This is a genomic window from Streptomyces sp. NPDC085931 (assembly GCF_044540565.1).
In the GTDB taxonomy this organism is placed as follows: Bacteria; Actinomycetota; Actinomycetes; order Streptomycetales; family Streptomycetaceae; genus Streptomyces.
Genome location: NZ_JBITSK010000006.1, coordinates 173935 through 190760 on the forward strand (window position 1 = coordinate 173935; position 16826 = coordinate 190760).

Below are 16826 nucleotides of genomic sequence, written 5' to 3' on the forward strand. Positions count from 1 at the left end.
AGGTGGGCGTCATGATGGTGCGACTCGGCACATGAGCCGCCCCCCTTGTGTCGGCATCGCAGATTGAGTCCACCGTGGTCGCCACCTTCCGTCGCCACTCGCTCGCGGGCGAGATGCTGGTGCTCCAGCTCGCCATCGTCGTGGTGGTGCTGCTGGCGGTCGCCGCCGTCTCCCTCGCCCAGTCGCGGGCGACGTTCAACCGTGTCGAGGGGCGCCGGGTGAGCGCGCTCGCCGAACAGCTGGCCGCCAACCCGCTGGTGCGCAGCCAGCTGGTGCGGCCCGCCCCCGGGGAGGCGCTCGCCCCGCTGGTGCTCTCCACGCAGGCGCAGTCCCAGGTGACCTCGGTGACGGTCGCCGACGCGGGCGGGCGGATCGTCAGCTCGACGAATCCCACGGTGATCGGCGAGCGCATGCCGCTCGGGCCGGGGGCCGGCCGCGGCCGGGGCTGGTCCGGTGAGCTCACGCTGGACGGCGACCGTCAACGGGCCGCCCAGGTCCCGGTCCTCGGCGCGAGCGAGCACAACCTCGGCCGGATCCTCGGCACGGTGATGATCGGCGAGTCCGAGCCGACGGCCTGGCAGCGGCTCGGCGGCGCCTCCTCCTCCCTGCTCGTCTACCTGGGCGTGGCCAGCGGTCTCGGCGTCGCCGGTTCCTGGCTGCTGGCACGGCGGGTGAAGCGGCAGACGCTCGGACTGGAGCCGCGCGAGATCGCCGGGCTCGCCGAACACCGCGAGGCCATGCTGTACGGGATCGCCGAGGGTGTGGTCGCCCTGGACCCGCAGCAGCGGCTCACGCTCGTCAACGACATGGGGCGCCGCCTGCTCGACCTGCCGGAGGACTGTGTCGGCCAGAGCCTGGACGGCCTGGGCGTCGAGGGGCGGCTGCGCGACGTGCTGGCCGGGACCGCCGCGGGCACCCGGGACGAGGTCGTGGTGCGCCGCGGCCGGGTCCTGGTGATGAACCGGATGACCGTCACCAAGGACGGCCGGCTCCTCGGCTCGGTCACCACCTTGCGCGACCGGACCGAACTCGCCCGGCTGGAGCGGGAGATCGGCTCCTTCCGCAGTTCCTCGGAGCTGCTGCGCGCGCAGGCCCACGAGTTCGCCAACCAGCTGCACACCATCTCCGGGCTGATCCAGATCGGCGAGCAGGACGAAGTGGTGCGCTACATCCGGGCGTTGAACCAGCGCCGCCAGTCCCTGGACGTCACCCTCAGCCGCCGCGTCCGCGACACGGCGGTGGCCGCGCTGCTGATGGCGAAGGCGTCCCTGGCGGCCGAGCGCAAGGTCGCCCTGCGGATCTCCGAGGACACCGCGCTGGAGCGACTGGCCCCGGAGGACGCCGCCGACGTGGCCACTGTCGTGGGCAACCTCGTCGACAATGCCGTCGACGCCGTGGACGCCGCCGCGCAGGACGACCGGGCGTGGGTGGAGGTGGCGCTGCGGCAGGACGCCTCCGGTGTGGAGATCGTGGTCCGCGACTCCGGCCCCGGCGTGGCTCCCGAACTGGCCCGCGAGGTGTTCTCCCACGGTTTCACCACCAAGGCCGCGCGGGAGGGCGAGCGCGGCATCGGACTGGCCCTGACCAAGCTGGTCTGCGAACGGCACGGCGGAGAGATCTCGGTGTCCAACACCCCCGACGGGGCCGTGTTCACCGCACGCATGACCGTCGGGCACCTCATCGGCACGGTGGCGGAAGGAGCGGACCCATGACCGCAGCACAGGATCCGGCGCGGGGCCCGGCCCCGGACCCGGCCCGGGCTCCGGCGCGGGGCGGCACGGACGTGATCGACGTGCTCGTGGTCGACGACGACTTCATGGTGGCCCGGGTCCACCGCGCGTTCGTCGAACGCGTCGAGTCGTTCCGCGTCGTCGGCGTCGCCCACACCGGAGCCGAGGCCATCGAGGCCGTCGACGCGCTGCGCCCCGACCTCGTCCTGCTCGACCTGTACCTGCCCGACATCTTCGGCCTGGACGTGATCCCGCGGCTGCGCAGCGCCGGCCACGACTGCGACGTGATGGTGATCAGCGCCGCGCAGGAGGCCGGCACCGTGCGCGGCGCGGTCCGCCGCGGCGTGGTCGACTATCTCCTCAAGCCCTTCGACTTCCAGGACCTGCGCGCCCGCCTGGAACGCTACGCCGCCCAGCGCGGCCGGCTGCTGACCGCCGTCGTCCGCGGCCAGGCCGACGTGGACCGGGTCCTGGCGGGCGCGTTCGCCCCGGCGGTGGTCCACGCCCTGCCCAAGGGCATGAGCGTGGAGACCGCCGACCTCGTCGAACGGGCCCTGCGCGCGGCGGAGGGCACGCTCTCCGCCAGCGAGTGCGCGGCCCTGACCGGCGTCTCCCGGGTGAGCGCCCGCCGCTATCTGGAGTACTTCCACAGCACGGGCAGCGCGGAGGTCTCCCTGCGCTACGGCGCGGCGGGGCGCCCGGAACGCCGGTACGCCTGGCGGGCGTGAGGCCGAACGCCAGTGCATGGGGCCGCGACGCCGGTGCGCGGGGCCGGAACGCCGGGAGGGCGGGGGGGGGGGGGGGGGCGGGGGGGGGGGGGGGGGGGGGGGGGGGGGGGGGGGCGGGGGGGGGGGGGGGGGCCCCCCCCCCCCCCCCCCGCCCGGGGGCGGATCGTGGTCGGCCGCGGGGGCCGCCTGGCTACTTGGGGTCGCGCTCGAAGAGCGACTTGGACCAGAAGTAGCCGAGGACGGACAGGCCCACGCACCAGGCGATGGCGAGCCACCCGTTGTGGCCGATCTCGGTTCCGAGGAGCAGTCCGCGCAGGGTCTCGATGGCGGGGGTGAAGGGCTGGTACTCGGCGATCGGCTGGAACCAGCCCGGCATGGAGTCGGCCGGGATGAAGGCGCTGGAGATGAGCGGCAGCAGGATCAGCGGCATGGCCATGTTGCTGGCCGCCTCGGCGTTCGGACTGGCCAGACCCATGCCGACCGCGATCCAGGTGAGCGCCAGGGCGAACAGCGCGAGCAGTCCGAACGCCGCCAGCCACTCCAGCGCCGTCGCGTCGGTGGACCGGAAGCCGATGGCCACGGCGATGGCCCCGACCAGGATCAGACTCATGAGCACCTGCAGCACGCTGCCGACCACATGCCCGATGAGCACCGAGCCGCGGTGGATCGCCATGGTGCGGAAGCGGGCGATGATGCCCTCGGACATGTCGGTCGAGACGGAGACCGCGGCCCCGATGACGGTGCTGCCGATGGTCATCAGCAGGATGCCGGGGACGATGTAGGCGACGTAGTCGGAGCGGTCGGCGCCGCCGCCGCCGATGCCCGCGCTCAGCACGTCGCCGAAGATGTAGACGAAGAGCAGCAGCATCATCACCGGCGTGAGCAGCAGGTTCAGCGTCAGGGACGGATAGCGCCGGGCGTGCAGCAGATTGCGGCGCAGCATCGTGTTCGAGTCGCGGACCACGAGGGACAGGGCGCTCATCGGGCGGTCTCCTTGTGCTTGTCGGTGCCGCCGGTCAGGGCGAAGAAGACGTCGTCGAGGTCGGGGGTGTGCACGGACAGCTCGTCGGCCTCGATACCGGCCGAGTCCAGCCAGTCGAGCAGGGAGCGCAGTTCGCGCTGGGTGCCGTCGCTGGGGATGCGCAGGGCCAGCGCGTCGTCGTCGCGGTTGGCCTCGTGCAGCGTGGCCACGGCGGTCTGGTAGGCCGCCGGGTCGGTGAAGCGGAGCCGGACGTGCCCGCCGGGGATGAGCCGCTTGAGCTCCTCGGCGCTTCCCTCGGCGGCGATCTTTCCGTCGTTCAGCACGGCGATGCGGTCGGCGAGTTCGTCGGCCTCCTCCAGGTACTGGGTGGTGAGGAAGACGGTGACGCCGTCGGCGAGCAGCTCGCGGATGATCTGCCACATGTTGTGCCGGGAGCGCGGGTCGAGGCCGGTGGTGGGTTCGTCGAGGAAGATGATCCGCGGGTCGCCCACCAGCGTCATCGCCAGGTCCAGTCGGCGCTTCATGCCGCCGGAGTAGGTGGAGGCGGGCTTCTTCGCCGCGTCGGTGAGGTCGAAGCGCTCCAGCAGCTCCGCGGCGACGCGCCGGCCCTCCTGCCGGGGCAGATGCTGCAGGTCGGCCATGAGGAGCATGTTCTCCTCCCCGGTGATCAGACCGTCGACGGCGGAGAACTGCCCGGTGACGCCGATCGCGGCGCGCACGGCCTGCGGTTCGGTGGCGACGTCGTGGCCGCCGACGCGCAGCTCGCCGGCGTCGGCGGTGATGAGCGTGGAGAGGATCTTGACGACGGTGGTCTTGCCCGCGCCGTTCGGTCCGAGCAGGGCGAACACGGAACCGGCCGGGATGTGCAGGTCGATGCCGTCGAGGACGGTCTTGTCACCGAAGGACTTGCGCAGCCCGACGGCCGAGATCGCGGCCGGGGGCGGCGCGCTCTCACCCTTCCTGGACGTGGGCATGACAGGAGAAGACATGGAGCACTCCCTTTCGGAGGCTGTCGTGACGGGGGATGAGCGGTGTGCGGGTGGTGCTCAGGGCCGGGCGCGCCGGATGTCGATGTTGCCCCAGTTGGACCGTGCGTGGACCCGGACGGTCTCCTCGGTCTCCTCCGGCGCGTCGGACGCGGACAGCGTGTTGCGCACCTGACCGCGCTTGGAGCTGACGTCGAGCCAGGCGGCCGTGCCCTCGCGGATGCCGACCTCGATCGCGCCGTTGGAGGTCTCCAGGTGGACCGTGCCGCGCGCGACGTCGTTGACGCGGAGGTGGCCGTTGGTGGTGGTGCCAGTGACCGACGACTCGACGCGCGCGATGTCGACGCCGCCGTTGACGCCGTTCACACGCAGTTCGCCGGTCACGGCTTCGACGGTGGTGCTGCCGTGGGAGTTCTTCAGGACGGCGGGCCCGTTCACGACTCCGATGCGCAGATGGCCGGAGTTGGTGGTGATCTCGGCCATGCCCTCGACCCGGTCCACGGTGATGGAGCCGTGCGAGGCGGACAGGTGCAGCGGTCCGGTCGTGTCGAGCCGGACGTCGCCGGCCGCGGTCTTGAGGCGGACCTCGCCCAGCCGGCCCTCGCCGAGCACCTCGGCACTGGCGCCGGAGACGTCGATGTGCGAGCCCGTGGGCAGTTCCACCGTCACGTCGACGGTGCCGGAGCGCCCGACGAGGTTGGCCTTGGGGGTCCTGATGGTCAGGGTGCCGTTCGCGTAGGAGACCTCGGTCTGCTCCACCACCCGCGCGTCCTGGTCGCGCTTGGGGTCGCGCGGCTCCACCGCGACGACGGTGTCGGTGCGGTCGCCGGCGGTGAACCGGACGGATCCGGAGTAGACGTGGGCCGTGACCGAGATGGGCTCGGGCGTGTCGAAAGAAGGCATGGCGGTACTGTCCTCGTGGGTCGTCGGGCCGCCCCCGCTGGTGGGACGTGATGTGGGTGGTGCGGTGCGGACGCGAGCGGGCTAGCGCACCCAGCCCGTCAGGCTCTGTCCGACCGTGCGGGTCTTCTCCGTGGTGCGCGCCGGGGTGCCGCCCTCGACCGCGGCGGCCACCGCCCGGACCAGCCAGGCGTTGACCGAGAGGCCCTCGCGGTTCGCCGCCTCCTCGGCGCGGGCCTTGAGGTGGGCGGGCAGGCGCAGGTTGATGCGGGCGGGGCCGCCGCCCTCGCTGTCGGCGGGCACCTGGGTGACGGGTGGTTCGACGCTCGTGACCGGTTCGGTGGGGGTGTCGTCGGCGGGCGGGGGTGTCACGACGAAGTCGGGCTCGAGACCGCGCAGCCGTACGTCGACCGAGCCGGGGGCGAGCTCGCGCGTGATCTCGTCCATCGCGGCGGACAGGACGTTGAGCAGGGTCAGGCGGGTCGCCGACTCCAGCGGGGCGGTGAGACGCTCGGCGAGCTCGCGAGCTTCCTCCCCTCCGGCTTCGGCGGCCACCGCGAGTTCACGGCGGAGGGTGTCGACATAGGGGCTGAGGTCCATGCCGTCAGCATGGCACCACAATGGCGCCGTGCGCAAGCCTGAATGGCGCTATGTGGGTGACAGGTTTCCGGACGGATGCCCTCTTCGCTGCGCGGACAGGCGCGCGGGGTGCTGGTGGCGCCCCTGGCTGCTGCGGGTTCTCCGGTGCGGGTGGACGCGCCGGGTGGCAGCGGATGGTGCCGCGTGGTGCCGCGTGGTGCCATCCATGTCGCCCAGTGATGTCAGCGCTGCACCCGGCGCCGACCGGACGGGCGCCGCGCCCCGCGACGATCAGGCGCAGCAGGGAAGGTCCCGGCCGCGGACGGCGCCCGAAGCGGCGACGGACCGGTGCGATCGCGGGTCAGCGCGATCGCACCGGTCCGGGGTGCGGCGGGGCGAGGGGCCCGGTCCGGGCCCGCCGCTCACCGCCGCTTGCGGGCGGGAACCACGTAGCGGGCGTAGACGAGGTCCCGCATGATGTCCTCGCCGCCCTCGACGATGGCCACGTACCGCATGTCGCGGACGAGTTTGCCGATCGGATGGTCCTGGGTGTAGCCGAGGCCGCCGAACAGCTCCGAGCCGGTCGACACCACCTCCCAGCCCGCCTGTCCGCAGAAGAGCTTGGCGGCCAGCGCCGACCGGAGCGTGCCCACCCGGTGCAGGCCGGTTCCTCCGCCCGCGGCCGCCTCCAGCAGCCGGTCGAACTCCGCCGCGGCCGCCCGGCACTGGTTGCGCATCACGTCGATCAGCGTCTCCATCTGCCCGAGCTTCCCGGCGAACACGGCGTTCTCGGTCAGCGGGGCGCCCCTGAGCCGCTTGCCGGCCGCGTAGTCCATCGCCAGGTCCCGCACGCGCCTGGCGATGCCCACCGCGCAGGCGGCGATCAGGATGCGGCTGGCGTTCAGACTCGCCTCCAGGATGCGCAGCCCGCTGCCCTGGAGGCGGTGCGCGGCGGGAACCGCGCAGTCGTCCAGACGCACCCGGTAGGTTCCGGCGCCCCGGACACCGAGCAGGTCCCAGCGCTTGACGATCTCGACCCCGGGCGTGTCGCGCGGTACCGCGACGACGGCGAAGTCCGCGGCGTCGTCGGCGGACCGGGCGAGGACCAGCAGCAGGCCGGCGGCGTCGGTGTTGGTGGAGAAGTACTTGTCGCCGCTGAGCACCAGCCGGTCGCCCTCCTGGCGGAAGGTGGTGGTGATGCGGACCAGCTCGCTGCCGGCCTCCTCCTCACTGCCGAGCACGGCGATCCGGCCGCCCTCGGCCACCAGCGACTCCAGGGCCGGACGGGCCAGCTCCTCGCCGCCGAAGTGCTGGAGCATGACGCCGCCCAGGACCGGCAGGAAGGCTCCGAAGGCGAACCCGGCGTCGCCGTAGGCCAGTTCGGACACGACGTCGACGCTGTCCGTCACGGACAGACCCAGCCCTCCGTACTGCCGGGGCACCCACCAGTTGGCCAGGCCGAGGTCGTGCAGCCGGGCCGCCTCGACCGTGGGCTGCTCCGGCAGACCGTCGAAGTGCTCGTCCTTCCCGGCCAGCTCGGTCGCGGCGAAGTCCCGTACCCGGGCGAGCAGTTCCGCTGTCATGGCACCTTCTTTCCTCGGACCGGTCAGACCGGGTTCACGTGGTACATCGGGAAGTACGAGGTGATCCGGCCCCGGGCGTAGTCGTCGGCCAGTTCCGGCACCCGGTCGAAGTCGTAGACGACCTCCGAGCCCTTCGGCGCGATCCAGCCCTCGGCCTCCTGGAAGTCCCGGATGGCGGGCGACTCCTGCAACTGCCACACGTGGGTGTTGACGAGGATGTGACGGCTGATGGACTCGGCGCCCCGCAGATGGGTCAGGCGCATCCCCGCCTTCCAGCCGCAGGTGGTGACGACCCCGGCGCGGGCCAGCGAGGCGAGGGTGATGTCGTACAGGGGCTGGCCGATGTTGTCCACGAAGATCGCCACCCCGTGGCCGTCGCTCAGCTCGTCGACCAGCTCCCGGAACCTGCGCACCGAGTCCCGGCGTCGCTGGTGGCGTTCGCGGTCGGTGCGCTGCTCCCGGGTCGGCAGCGAGAGGTCGGGGAACAGGCGGCGGTCCACCGGGGTGATCCCGTTCTCGCGCAGGAAGGCGACCCGCTCGTCCGAGCCCGCCGTCATCGCCACCCGGAACCCGGCGCGCTTGGCCAGCAGCAGTTCGGCGAAGGCCACCCCGCCGCCCCAGCCGAACACCAGGTGGTTCGCCGGATCGTCGGCCACCTGGGTGCGCCAGCAGCCGTAGGCCTTGTGCCAGTTGTCCCAGGCCGTGTAGTAGCGCCCGTACGTGGCCCACTGCGCCAGTGAGTACGGGGTGCCGTCGGGGATGGGCAGCAGCACCCGCACGTCCATCTTCGACCGCTTGGCCAGCAGGCCGATGGTGTGCGGGGCGTCGTAGGCGTAGGCGAGTTCGGCGTAGCCGAAGCGGTCGAGCTTGCCGAACGGCATCAGCATGCACAGGTCTCCCTCGCGGACCGGGGTGTCCCGGCCGCCCGCGTTGACCTGGAGCACGCGCACCACTCCCATGTTGCCGACCACCACCACGTCCTCGCCGCGGCTGCTGCACACGTCGATCGGTGAACGGGCCAGCGCGTGGTCGACGTTGGCCTCCCAGGAGCCGAGGATCGGCTCGACCAGGGCCTCGCCCTCCTCCAGCGGGCCGAAGGTGAACACGTCGCGCTGCAGCGCGCCGCCGGGACTGCCGTCGTGAGGGCCGGTCATCGCGCCGGAGCGCAGGACCCAGGCATCGGGCGAGTAGATGACAACCTCCTGAGTTCGAGTACGGGTCCAAGACGGGCGCGGTCAGCGGGCCGCGGTGTCCGGCACCCGGTAGTCCACCGCGACCCCGCCCCACGCCTCGCCGGCGCCGTAGGCGACGGCTCCGAGCCGGCCCGAGCCGGGCAGGGAACCGGAGTCCAGCTCCTCGGCGAAGGCCAGCGGGATGGAGGCGGACGAGGTGTTGCCGGAGTGCTCGATCCGGTTCACGAAGGGCACGCCGAGATGGGTGGTGAAGCCGCGGACCTGCTCCAGGATGCGGCCGTTGGCCTGATGACCGACCAGGACGGTCGGCGCGGGGCCGTGGTCGAAGAGGTACTGCGCGGACTCGGACATGCGGCGCACGGCCCGGTCGTACACCTGCATGCCGTCCAGGTGGATGCCGCCCTCCTCGGTCTCCCGCATGAGCGCCTCCTGCGAGCCGTCGCAGCCGGCGACCTGCCGGAAGGGCGCGAACGGCGCCCGGTCCTCCAGCAGGACGGCCGCGGCGCCGTCGGCGAAGATGCACGCCGTCTGCCGGTCCGTGCGGTCCACCAGCCGGGACATGGCCTCCACCGAGCACACCAGCACCGACCGCGCCTGCCCGGACTCGCACAGCGAGAGCCCGGTGACCAGTCCGTAGACGAAGCCGCAGCAGGCCGCGTTCATGTCGAAGGCCAGCACCGCGGAGTCCAGCCCGGCCTGCCGCGCCACCTGCTGCGCGATGCCCGGGACGCGTTGGCGCACCGACGTGCTGACGACGACCAGGGCGCCGATCGAGGAGGGGTCGGACAGCCGGGTCACGATCGGTGCGCAGGCCTCCGCCGCGACGTCCGCCAGCGGCATCCCGTCCGGCAGCCACGAGCGGGACGCGATGCCGCTGCGGCGCCGGATCCACTCGTCGGTCAGGCCGATCGACGCGAAGTCGTCGTTGGGGACGGTCCGTCCGGGCTTGGCCGTGGCGACATCGACGATGCCGGCGCTCACCGCCCGTTCGCCAGCTTCACGAAGTAGCTGCTGAAGTCGTCCAGGAAGGCGAAGGCCGCGGTCTCCTGCAGGTCGCCCTTGACCTGGAGTTCGCGCTCCAGCTGCTGGTGCAGCTCGACCAGGTCGAGGGAGTCGAGGTCGAGGTCGGCGACCGGCCGGGTGAGGTCGTCGGGTCCCAGCGCCGGGTCGCGCTCGCGCAGCTTGGCCAGCATCGTGTCGGTGATGCGGGTCTCGATGTCACTCATGCTCGTTCTCCGTTCGGGGAAATGACGCACAGGGCTGGGCTGTCGGGCATCTCATGCGGGGCCGGGCTGCCCGGCCGCCAGCCGGTACAGGGGCTCACCGGACTTCAGGACCGTGCCGGCCGTCGCGGAGTGGGCGGTGACCCGTCCCGCGCGTTCCGCCACGATCTCCGTGCTGGCCTTGTCGGTCTCCACGACCGCGATGACGTCCCCCCGCTCGACCAGGTCGCCGACGGCGGCGACCCACTCGACGAGCAACGCCTCGCCGAGACCGTGGCCGAAACGCGGTACGTACATGTCCACCGGGGAGTCGCTCACTTCGTCATCACCCGCACCTCGTCCGTGATCTGCTGCACACCGATCAGGTAGTCCTTCTCGAAATCCGCCGGGGGGTAGGCCCGGCGCGCGGGAGCCAGCCGGCGGACCGGGGCGCGCAGGACCCCGAACCCGTGCTCGGCCACGAACGCGGCGACCTCGGCGCCGATGCCGACGTCCTTGGACCCCTCGTGCACGATCAGCAGCCGCCCGGTGCCGGCCACGGACTCCATCACCGTGTCCGTGTCGAGCGGGGCCACCCAGCGCAGGTCCACCACCTCCACGTCCACCTCGGGGGCGAGGGCGTGCGCCGCCCGCAGCACCTCGTGGGTGACCGCCCCGAAGGTGACGATCGTCAGGTCGGTGCCGCGCCGCACCACCCGGGCCGCGGTCGGCGACTTCGCGGGCCGGGCGTCCCGGACGGGCGTGTTCCGCCGCCAGTACAGCCGGATCGGTTCGTACACCACCACGGGCGAACCGAGCCGTACCGCGTGCCGCAGGATCTGGTCGGCGTCCTCGCCCGTGGACGGGCACGCCACCGACAGCCCCGGGACGCGGGCGAACAGGGCCTCGTTGGACTCGCTGTGGTGCTCCACGCCCCGGACGCCGCCGCCGCTCGGGATGCGCACCACCAGGCTGGGGCTGACCTGCCCGTTCCACCGCTCGCCGATCCGGGCCGCCTGCGTCACCAGCTGGTTCACCGCCGGATAGGTGAACCCGTCGAACTGGATCTCGCAGACCGGGACCAGCCCGCTCATCGCCAGGCCGACCGCCTGTCCGACGATCGTGGACTCGGCGAGGAGCGAGTCGCGCACCCGGTCCGCCCCGAAGCGGTCCCGCAGACCCCGGGTCACCCTGAAGACGCCCCCGAGCCGGCCGATGTCCTCGCCGAGCAGCAGCAGGGCGGGATCCTGGTCGAGGAGGTCGGCGAGGGTCGCGTTGATCGACTCCGCCAGGGGCACGGTCGTCGCGGTGCTCATCAGGTGTACTCCTTCATCAACTGCTCGCGCAGGACCCGCACTTCCGCCTCGACGCCGTCGAACCAGGCGTCGTCCACCAGGCCCGAGTCCCGCAGCCGGGCCGCGTAGCCGGTCACCGGGTCCGCCGCCCTGGCCCGTGCGATGTCCTCGCCGGTGCGGTAGATCTCCTGGGCGTCGGAGGTCGAGTGGCCGTGCATGCGTGCCACCTGGATCTCCACCAGCCGCGGCGAGCGTTCGGCGCGGACGTGGGCGGCGGCCCGCGAGCAGACGGAGAAGACGGTCTCCGGGTCGCCGCCCGCGATCCGCACGGCCTCGATCCCGAACCCCCGGGCCCGCTCGGCCAGCGAGGTGCGCATCTGCTCCCGGGCCGGCTTGGAGATGGCCCAGCCGTTGTTCTGGCAGACGAACAGCACCGAGGCCGACTCGACGGCGGCGAGGTTCATCGCCTCCGACATGTCGCCCTCGCTGGTGGCGCCGTCCCCGATGTACACGACGACGAAGTCCTCGCGGCCCTGCAGCCGTTGCCCGATCGAGTAGCCGACGCCGTGCAGCGTCTGCGCGGCCAGCACCAGGGTGTAGGGGAAGAAGCGGAGGCCGCGCGGGTCCCAGCCGCAGAAGGTCCGGCCGCCCCACTGCGCGACCAGCTCGGCGGGCGTCACACCGCGCAGCAGGGCGACGGCGTGTTCCCGGTAGCTGGGGAAGACGGTCGGGTCCGGGCCGACGGCGAGCGCGGAACCCACCTGGGCGGCCTCCTGCCCCTGGCAGGACAGCCAGAGGTCCAGCGCGCCCTGCTTCTGCAGTTGCCGGGCCTCCTCGTCGACGCCCCTCGCCACCAGCATGTGGCGCAACAGCGACCGCCGTGTGTCGTCGTCTGGATCTGTCGTGTACGCGGATTCTGACGTCAAGTCCGATCACCAGTCGTAGGTCCGTCGAGGGGCTTTCTGCCGTCATGCGTGCGGAAGCGCCGGAGGGATTTCCCCGGAAAAGGGAAACCGGGCGGCGCGGACCGGACGCGTCATACCGGTGAAAAGGAGAAACCGGTGCTCGCGCGCAGGTGGGGCGTACGTCGGTGCGTATCCGGGCCGGCCTGCCGTCCGGTGCGGAACGGTGAAAAGGAAAACCTTCGGCCGGCCGTTGTCCGGGACGGTCCCGGCCCGGTGCGGAAAAGGGCCGGTCCGAATATGGGTGCGCCCGTCCCGGGCCGCTGATCGGTCATGGTGGCACAAGAACCCCGGCGGATACAGATTGCGGCGGGCGACCGGGAGACCGGTGTTCTTCCGCCTTGTGAGGTCGGCGGCCGAGACCTAAGTTGGCGTTGGCATTCCGGGGGCGCTGCGGATGCCGGGATGTCCCGTCGACGGGACGACGCCCATCGGTGAACCCGCCCCCGACCTTTTCCCGAACTCGGCCCGGCGTTCATTCCTGCCGAGTCCCCCGCGACCTTCGAGGACGGTGGCATGAGCACGAACCCTTTCGATGACGAGGACGGTCGCTTCCAGGTGCTGGTGAACGACGAGGACCAGCACTCCCTGTGGCCGGTGTTCGTCGACCCGCCCGCGGGCTGGCGGGTGGTCTTCGGCGAGGCGTCCCGGGCCGAGTGCCTGGAGTACGTCGAGCGGAACTGGACGGACCTGCGCCCGAGGAGCCTGCGCGAGGCGATGGCGGAGGGCTGACCTCCGGCCGTACGGACGGCGGTGGGGACACGACGGCGGGGAGGGCATCCTGTGACGACGGTGAGCCGGTACACGACGACCATGGCGGGAGCCGGCGGGGGAGGCGCGCCGCGTGAGGCGGTGCTGTCCTTCGTCGGCGGACAGGCCACGGTGGGCACGTCGGGGATGACCTTCCCGCAGGGCCTGCCGGAGCGGTCCTGGGAGCGGATCGGCAGCGGCCTGCGCGAGCTCACGAACTCCTCGGCGTGGTGGCTCGGCGACTGGCTGATCTACGGGGAGAACACCTACGGGGCGCGGCGCTACCGGGAGGCCGTCGAGCGGACCGGCCTCGACTACCAGACGCTGCGCAACTACGCGTGGGTGGCCCGCCGGTTCGAGCACCACCGCAGGTGGGACGGGCTCAGCTTCGCCCACCACGCGGAGGTCACCAGCCTGCCTGCGGCACAGCAGGACCACTGGCTGCGCGAGGCCGACCGGCTCAAGTGGTCGCGCAACGAGCTGCGCAGGGCGCTGCACGCCGTAGCGGCCGGCGACGGCACGCGCCGCAGGGAGTCCCGGACCGACGCCCCGGGCGCCACCGCCGAACCGCGCGGCGAGGTCGCCACCCTCACCATCGAACTGTCCGCCGGGCAGCTGGACCACTACTCGCAGGTGGCGGCCGCGCACGGCCTGCCCGTGGAGCAGTGGGTGACCCGGATGCTCGACGCCGCCGACCGGCGTACCGCCTAGTGGCGCCGGCCACGGTCTCTTCCCCGGTGGCGTGCGGCCGGCCGGACCGGCCCCACGCCCCTCACATCGGAGTCAGTTGATGATCCTTCAGGGCAAGCGGGTCGACCTGCCCCCGGAGCCCGTCGTCCACCGGCGGTTCGAGGCGCACGCCGAGGCCACCCCCGACGCCGTCGCCGTCTTCTGCGCCGGGCGCCGGATGACGTACGCGGAGCTGAACGCGGAGGCGAACAGGTTCGCCCACGTGCTCTCGGCCCGCGGACACGGGCGGGGCGCCAAGGTCGGGATCTGCCTCGACTACTCGACCGACATGCTCGTCGCCGTCCTCGGCACGCTGAAGGCCGGGGCGGCCTACGTGCCGCTCGACCCGGCCTACCCGGCGGCCAGGCTGCGGTTGCTGCTCGGCCAGATCCCGGACCTCGCCCTGATCGTGGCGTCCCCGGAGACGGCCCCGCTGGTCGCGTCGTCCTCCGCCGAGGTCGTCGACCTGCGCCGGCTGCCCGGCCCCCCGGCCGGCCACCCCGCCGCCGGCCCCGACGTCGAGGTCACCGGGGACGACATCTGCTACGCGGTGTTCACCTCCGGCTCGACCGGGACGCCGAAGCTCACCGCGATCCGGCACGAGGGCTGGTACAACCTGCTGAACTGGCTGACGGACGAGTACGGACTGCACCGCGGCTCGCACCACCTGGTCGTCAGCGCCTTCGGGTTCGACCTCTCCCAGCGCAGCCTGATGGCCCCGCTCTTCTGCGGCGCCACCCAGCACCTGATGGCGAGCCGGAACGTCGACGTGATGATGGCCTACCGCATGCTGACCGACCACGACATCCGCGTGGTGCACTGCGCCTCCAGCACGCTGTACCTGCTGGTGGACCGGGAGACCGCGCGGGGCGGTGACGCTCTCGCCCGGCTGGACTACCTGCTGTTCGGCGGCGAACCGCTCAAGAGCGAACGGATCGCCGACTGGGCGGCGCGCGCGGGCACCACCTGCACCCTCCTGCACCAGTACGGCGTCGCCGAGTGCACGGACGTCGCGACCTCCTACGACCTCGCCGGGCACCGGCCCGGCGACGGGCAGGCGGCCCCGGTGGGCCGGCCCGCGCACAACACGGACATCCTCCTCCTCGACGAGCGGCTGCGCGGCGTCGCGCCGGGGGAGCGGGGCGAGATCTGCATCGCCGGGACCGGGGTGGGCGCGGGCTACCTCAACGGCTCGGGTCCCGAGTCCGAGCGGTTCACGTCGGCCGAGGTCGGCGGCGTGCCCCGCCGGCTCTACCGCACGGGCGACCGCGGCTATGTGACGGAGGCCGGGGACCTGGTCGTCCTGGGCCGGATCGACGCGCAGGTGAAGGTGCGCGGCATGCGCATCGACCCCGCCGACGTCGAGCGGGCGCTCGGCCGTCTGGCCGGGGTGCGGGAGGCCGCGGTCGTGGTCGCTCCCGGGGAGTCGGGCGAGGCCGAACTGACCGCGTTCGTCGTGCCGGAGGGAGACGGCCTCGCCGAGGACGCGGTGCGCGAGGGCCTCCTGCGGTCCCTGCCGCGGAACATGGTCCCGGCCCGGTTCGTCGCGCTCGCGCAGATCCCGCTCAGCCCGCACGGCAAGGTCGACCGCGCGGCGCTGCTCGACACGTTCCGCGACGGCCCGGCCGGCCGCGGCACGGCTGCCTGACCCGCGGACCGCGACGACGACGAGGGGAACCCGATGATCACCGACGACGTGCGCGCCATCTGGTGCCGGGAACTGCGGCGCGACCACATAGCGGACGACCAGAACTTCTTCGCCCTGGGCGGCCAGTCCCTGATCATGGCGAGGATCCAGGGCGCGTTCGCCGACGAACTGGGCGTCGAGGTGCCGATGGACCGGTTGTTCCTGAACCCGACGATCGCCTCGATCTCCGCCTACATCGGGTCCATGGACCCGCCCGCCGCGCCGCACCGGACCTGAGGGGTGTCCGCGTCACCCGGGGCCGCCCCGGACAACAGACCGCCCGGCAAGGAAGGCGCCATGTACGACGTCATTGTCATAGGTGCCCGGTGCGCGGGAGCGCCGACGGCCATGCTCCTGGCACGTCAGGGCTACCGGGTCCTGCTCCTGGAGAAGGCGCGCTTCCCGCAGGACACCCTGTCCTCGCACTACATCCACCAGCCGGGCGTGGCCCTGCTCAACGAGTGGGGGCTGCTCGACGAACTGCGCGCGGCGGGCTGCCGCCCGATCGACCACCAGAGCTACGAGGCACCCGGGGTCCGCCTGGACGGCTTCTCCCTGCCGGTCGACGGCCAGCGCACCACCTACGCGCCCCGGCGGTACGTCCTCGACCCGATCCTCGCGCGCGGCGCCGTCGCGGCCGGTGCGGAGTTCCGGGAGTCCTGCGCCGTCACCGACCTCGTCTTCGAGGGCGACCGTGTCGTCGGCGTGCGGCACACCACGCCCGGCGGGGCCACGGCCACCGAGCGGGCCCTGCTCGTCGTGGGCGCGGACGGCATGCGGTCGCTGGTGGCCCGCAAGGCCGGCGCGCACAACGTCGTCGAGCACCCGCGGCAGACCTGCACCTACTACAGCTACTGGGCCGGGGTGCCCGCCCACTTCGAGTCCTACGCGCGCCCCGGCCGCTGGATCGGCGTCATCCCGACCAACGACGACCTCACCCTGCTCATGGCGTACTTCCCGCAGGACGAGTTCTCGGGGGTGCGCAAGGCGGTGGAACCCGCCTACCTCGACGCCTTCCGCACCACGGCGCCCGAGCTGTACGAGCGGATGCGGGCGGGCGAGCGCGTGGAGCAGCTGTACGGCACCGGGCACCAGGAGAACTTCTTCCGCAAGGCCCACGGCCCCGGCTGGGCCCTGGTCGGCGACGCGGTGAACCACAAGGACTCCATCACCGCCCGCGGCATCACCGAGGCCTTCCTCCAGGCCCGGACCCTCACCCGGCACATCGGGGACCGGCTCCACGACCCCAGGGCGCTGCAGGCGGCGCTGGAGCGGTACGAGGAGGACCTCGACGAGGACCACACCAGCTTCTACCAGGCCGCCCTGAACGTGGCCGAGCTCAAGCCCGAGGGACGCACGGACATGCTCCGGAAGCTGGTCGGCCACCAGGACCTGATCGACCGGTACTTCTCGACCCTGTCGGGCGCCTGCTCCATCGACGACTTCTACAACACCGACCTGCTGACGCTGCTCGACCAGAGCTGACCGACGGCTCGCTGCGCGGCGGCCCCGCCGATTTT

At 72.5% G+C, this 16826-nt stretch carries 18 protein-coding genes; 7 read left to right on the forward strand and 11 right to left on the reverse strand.

Annotated features, from left to right (window positions below; genetic code table 11):
- Positions 1-74: 74 nt before the first annotated feature.
- Positions 75-1712, forward strand: coding sequence for a sensor histidine kinase (locus ACIGAN_RS14315; protein ID WP_365099325.1), 1638 nt, complete (start codon positions 75-77; stop codon positions 1710-1712).
- Positions 1709-2458 carry a response regulator gene (locus ACIGAN_RS14320; RefSeq protein WP_365740349.1) on the forward strand — a complete coding sequence of 250 codons (750 nt, stop codon included), beginning with the start codon at positions 1709-1711 and terminating at the stop codon, positions 2456-2458. Before ACIGAN_RS14315 ends, ACIGAN_RS14320 begins: the two co-directional genes overlap by 4 nt.
- Positions 2459-2648: 190 nt before the next feature.
- On the opposite strand, the gene ACIGAN_RS14325 is transcribed toward ACIGAN_RS14320, so the two are convergent.
- The 11 genes from ACIGAN_RS14325 to ACIGAN_RS14375 all read right to left on the reverse strand — a co-directional run bounded on the left by ACIGAN_RS14325 (position 2649) and on the right by ACIGAN_RS14375 (position 12104).
- A complete protein-coding gene (locus tag ACIGAN_RS14325) occupies positions 2649-3440 on the reverse strand; it encodes an ABC transporter permease (RefSeq protein WP_365100006.1) in 792 nt (263 codons plus the stop codon).
- Entirely contained in the window at positions 3437-4414 is a 978-nt protein-coding gene (locus tag ACIGAN_RS14330; RefSeq protein ID WP_365100014.1) for an ATP-binding cassette domain-containing protein, read from the reverse strand. The genes ACIGAN_RS14325 and ACIGAN_RS14330 overlap by 4 nt, the downstream gene beginning before the upstream one ends.
- 72 nt (positions 4415-4486) lie before the next feature.
- The gene (locus tag ACIGAN_RS14335) at positions 4487-5329 is read right to left on the reverse strand and encodes a DUF4097 family beta strand repeat-containing protein (RefSeq protein ID WP_399857425.1); all 843 of its coding nucleotides are present in this window, start codon (positions 5327-5329) and stop codon (positions 4487-4489) included.
- An 81-nt stretch (positions 5330-5410) separates the two neighbouring features.
- Positions 5411-5926: a toxin-antitoxin system HicB family antitoxin gene (locus ACIGAN_RS14340; RefSeq protein WP_365100011.1), complete on the reverse strand. Its 516-nt coding sequence runs from the start codon at positions 5924-5926 to the stop codon at positions 5411-5413.
- A gap of 401 nt (positions 5927-6327) precedes the next feature.
- Positions 6328-7488 carry an acyl-CoA dehydrogenase family protein gene (locus ACIGAN_RS14345; protein ID WP_399857427.1) on the reverse strand — a complete coding sequence of 387 codons (1161 nt, stop codon included), beginning with the start codon at positions 7486-7488 and terminating at the stop codon, positions 6328-6330.
- 23 nt (positions 7489-7511) lie between these two features.
- Positions 7512-8642, reverse strand: a complete 1131-nt coding sequence (locus ACIGAN_RS14350) for a zinc-binding alcohol dehydrogenase family protein (RefSeq protein WP_399857429.1) — start codon at positions 8640-8642, stop codon at positions 7512-7514.
- Positions 8643-8723: 81 nt separating this feature from the next.
- Positions 8724-9662: a ketoacyl-ACP synthase III gene (locus ACIGAN_RS14355; protein ID WP_399857431.1), complete on the reverse strand. Its 939-nt coding sequence runs from the start codon at positions 9660-9662 to the stop codon at positions 8724-8726.
- Positions 9659-9907, reverse strand: coding sequence for a phosphopantetheine-binding protein (locus ACIGAN_RS14360; RefSeq protein ID WP_365098953.1), 249 nt, complete (start codon positions 9905-9907; stop codon positions 9659-9661). The genes ACIGAN_RS14355 and ACIGAN_RS14360 overlap by 4 nt, the downstream gene beginning before the upstream one ends.
- 51 nt (positions 9908-9958) lie before the next feature.
- Entirely contained in the window at positions 9959-10222 is a 264-nt protein-coding gene (locus ACIGAN_RS14365) for a lipoyl domain-containing protein (protein WP_365098954.1), read from the reverse strand.
- A complete protein-coding gene (locus ACIGAN_RS14370) occupies positions 10219-11199 on the reverse strand; it encodes an alpha-ketoacid dehydrogenase subunit beta (RefSeq protein ID WP_365744219.1) in 981 nt (326 codons plus the stop codon). Before ACIGAN_RS14370 ends, ACIGAN_RS14365 begins: the two co-directional genes overlap by 4 nt.
- Complete coding sequence (locus tag ACIGAN_RS14375; RefSeq protein ID WP_399857434.1) at positions 11199-12104, reverse strand: thiamine pyrophosphate-dependent dehydrogenase E1 component subunit alpha; 906 nt, start codon at positions 12102-12104, stop codon at positions 11199-11201. The genes ACIGAN_RS14370 and ACIGAN_RS14375 overlap by 1 nt, the downstream gene beginning before the upstream one ends.
- Positions 12105-12656: 552 nt before the next feature.
- Here ACIGAN_RS14375 and ACIGAN_RS14380 point away from each other — a divergent pair.
- The 5 genes from ACIGAN_RS14380 to ACIGAN_RS14400 all read left to right on the forward strand — a co-directional run bounded on the left by ACIGAN_RS14380 (position 12657) and on the right by ACIGAN_RS14400 (position 16791).
- On the forward strand, positions 12657-12872 hold the full coding sequence (locus ACIGAN_RS14380) for an MbtH family protein (protein WP_365098957.1): 216 nt from the start codon (positions 12657-12659) through the stop codon (positions 12870-12872).
- A gap of 51 nt (positions 12873-12923) precedes the next feature.
- A complete protein-coding gene (locus ACIGAN_RS14385; RefSeq protein WP_399857436.1) occupies positions 12924-13601 on the forward strand; it encodes an LmbU family transcriptional regulator in 678 nt (225 codons plus the stop codon).
- Between the two features lie 79 nt (positions 13602-13680).
- Entirely contained in the window at positions 13681-15267 is a 1587-nt protein-coding gene (locus tag ACIGAN_RS14390) for an amino acid adenylation domain-containing protein (protein ID WP_399857438.1), read from the forward strand.
- A gap of 33 nt (positions 15268-15300) precedes the next feature.
- Positions 15301-15543 (forward strand): acyl carrier protein, encoded by a 243-nt coding sequence (locus tag ACIGAN_RS14395; protein ID WP_365098960.1) that lies wholly within the window; start codon positions 15301-15303, stop codon positions 15541-15543.
- Between the two features lie 60 nt (positions 15544-15603).
- Positions 15604-16791 (forward strand): NAD(P)/FAD-dependent oxidoreductase, encoded by a 1188-nt coding sequence (locus ACIGAN_RS14400; protein WP_365098961.1) that lies wholly within the window; start codon positions 15604-15606, stop codon positions 16789-16791.
- The last annotated feature ends 35 nt before the right edge of the window (positions 16792-16826 follow it).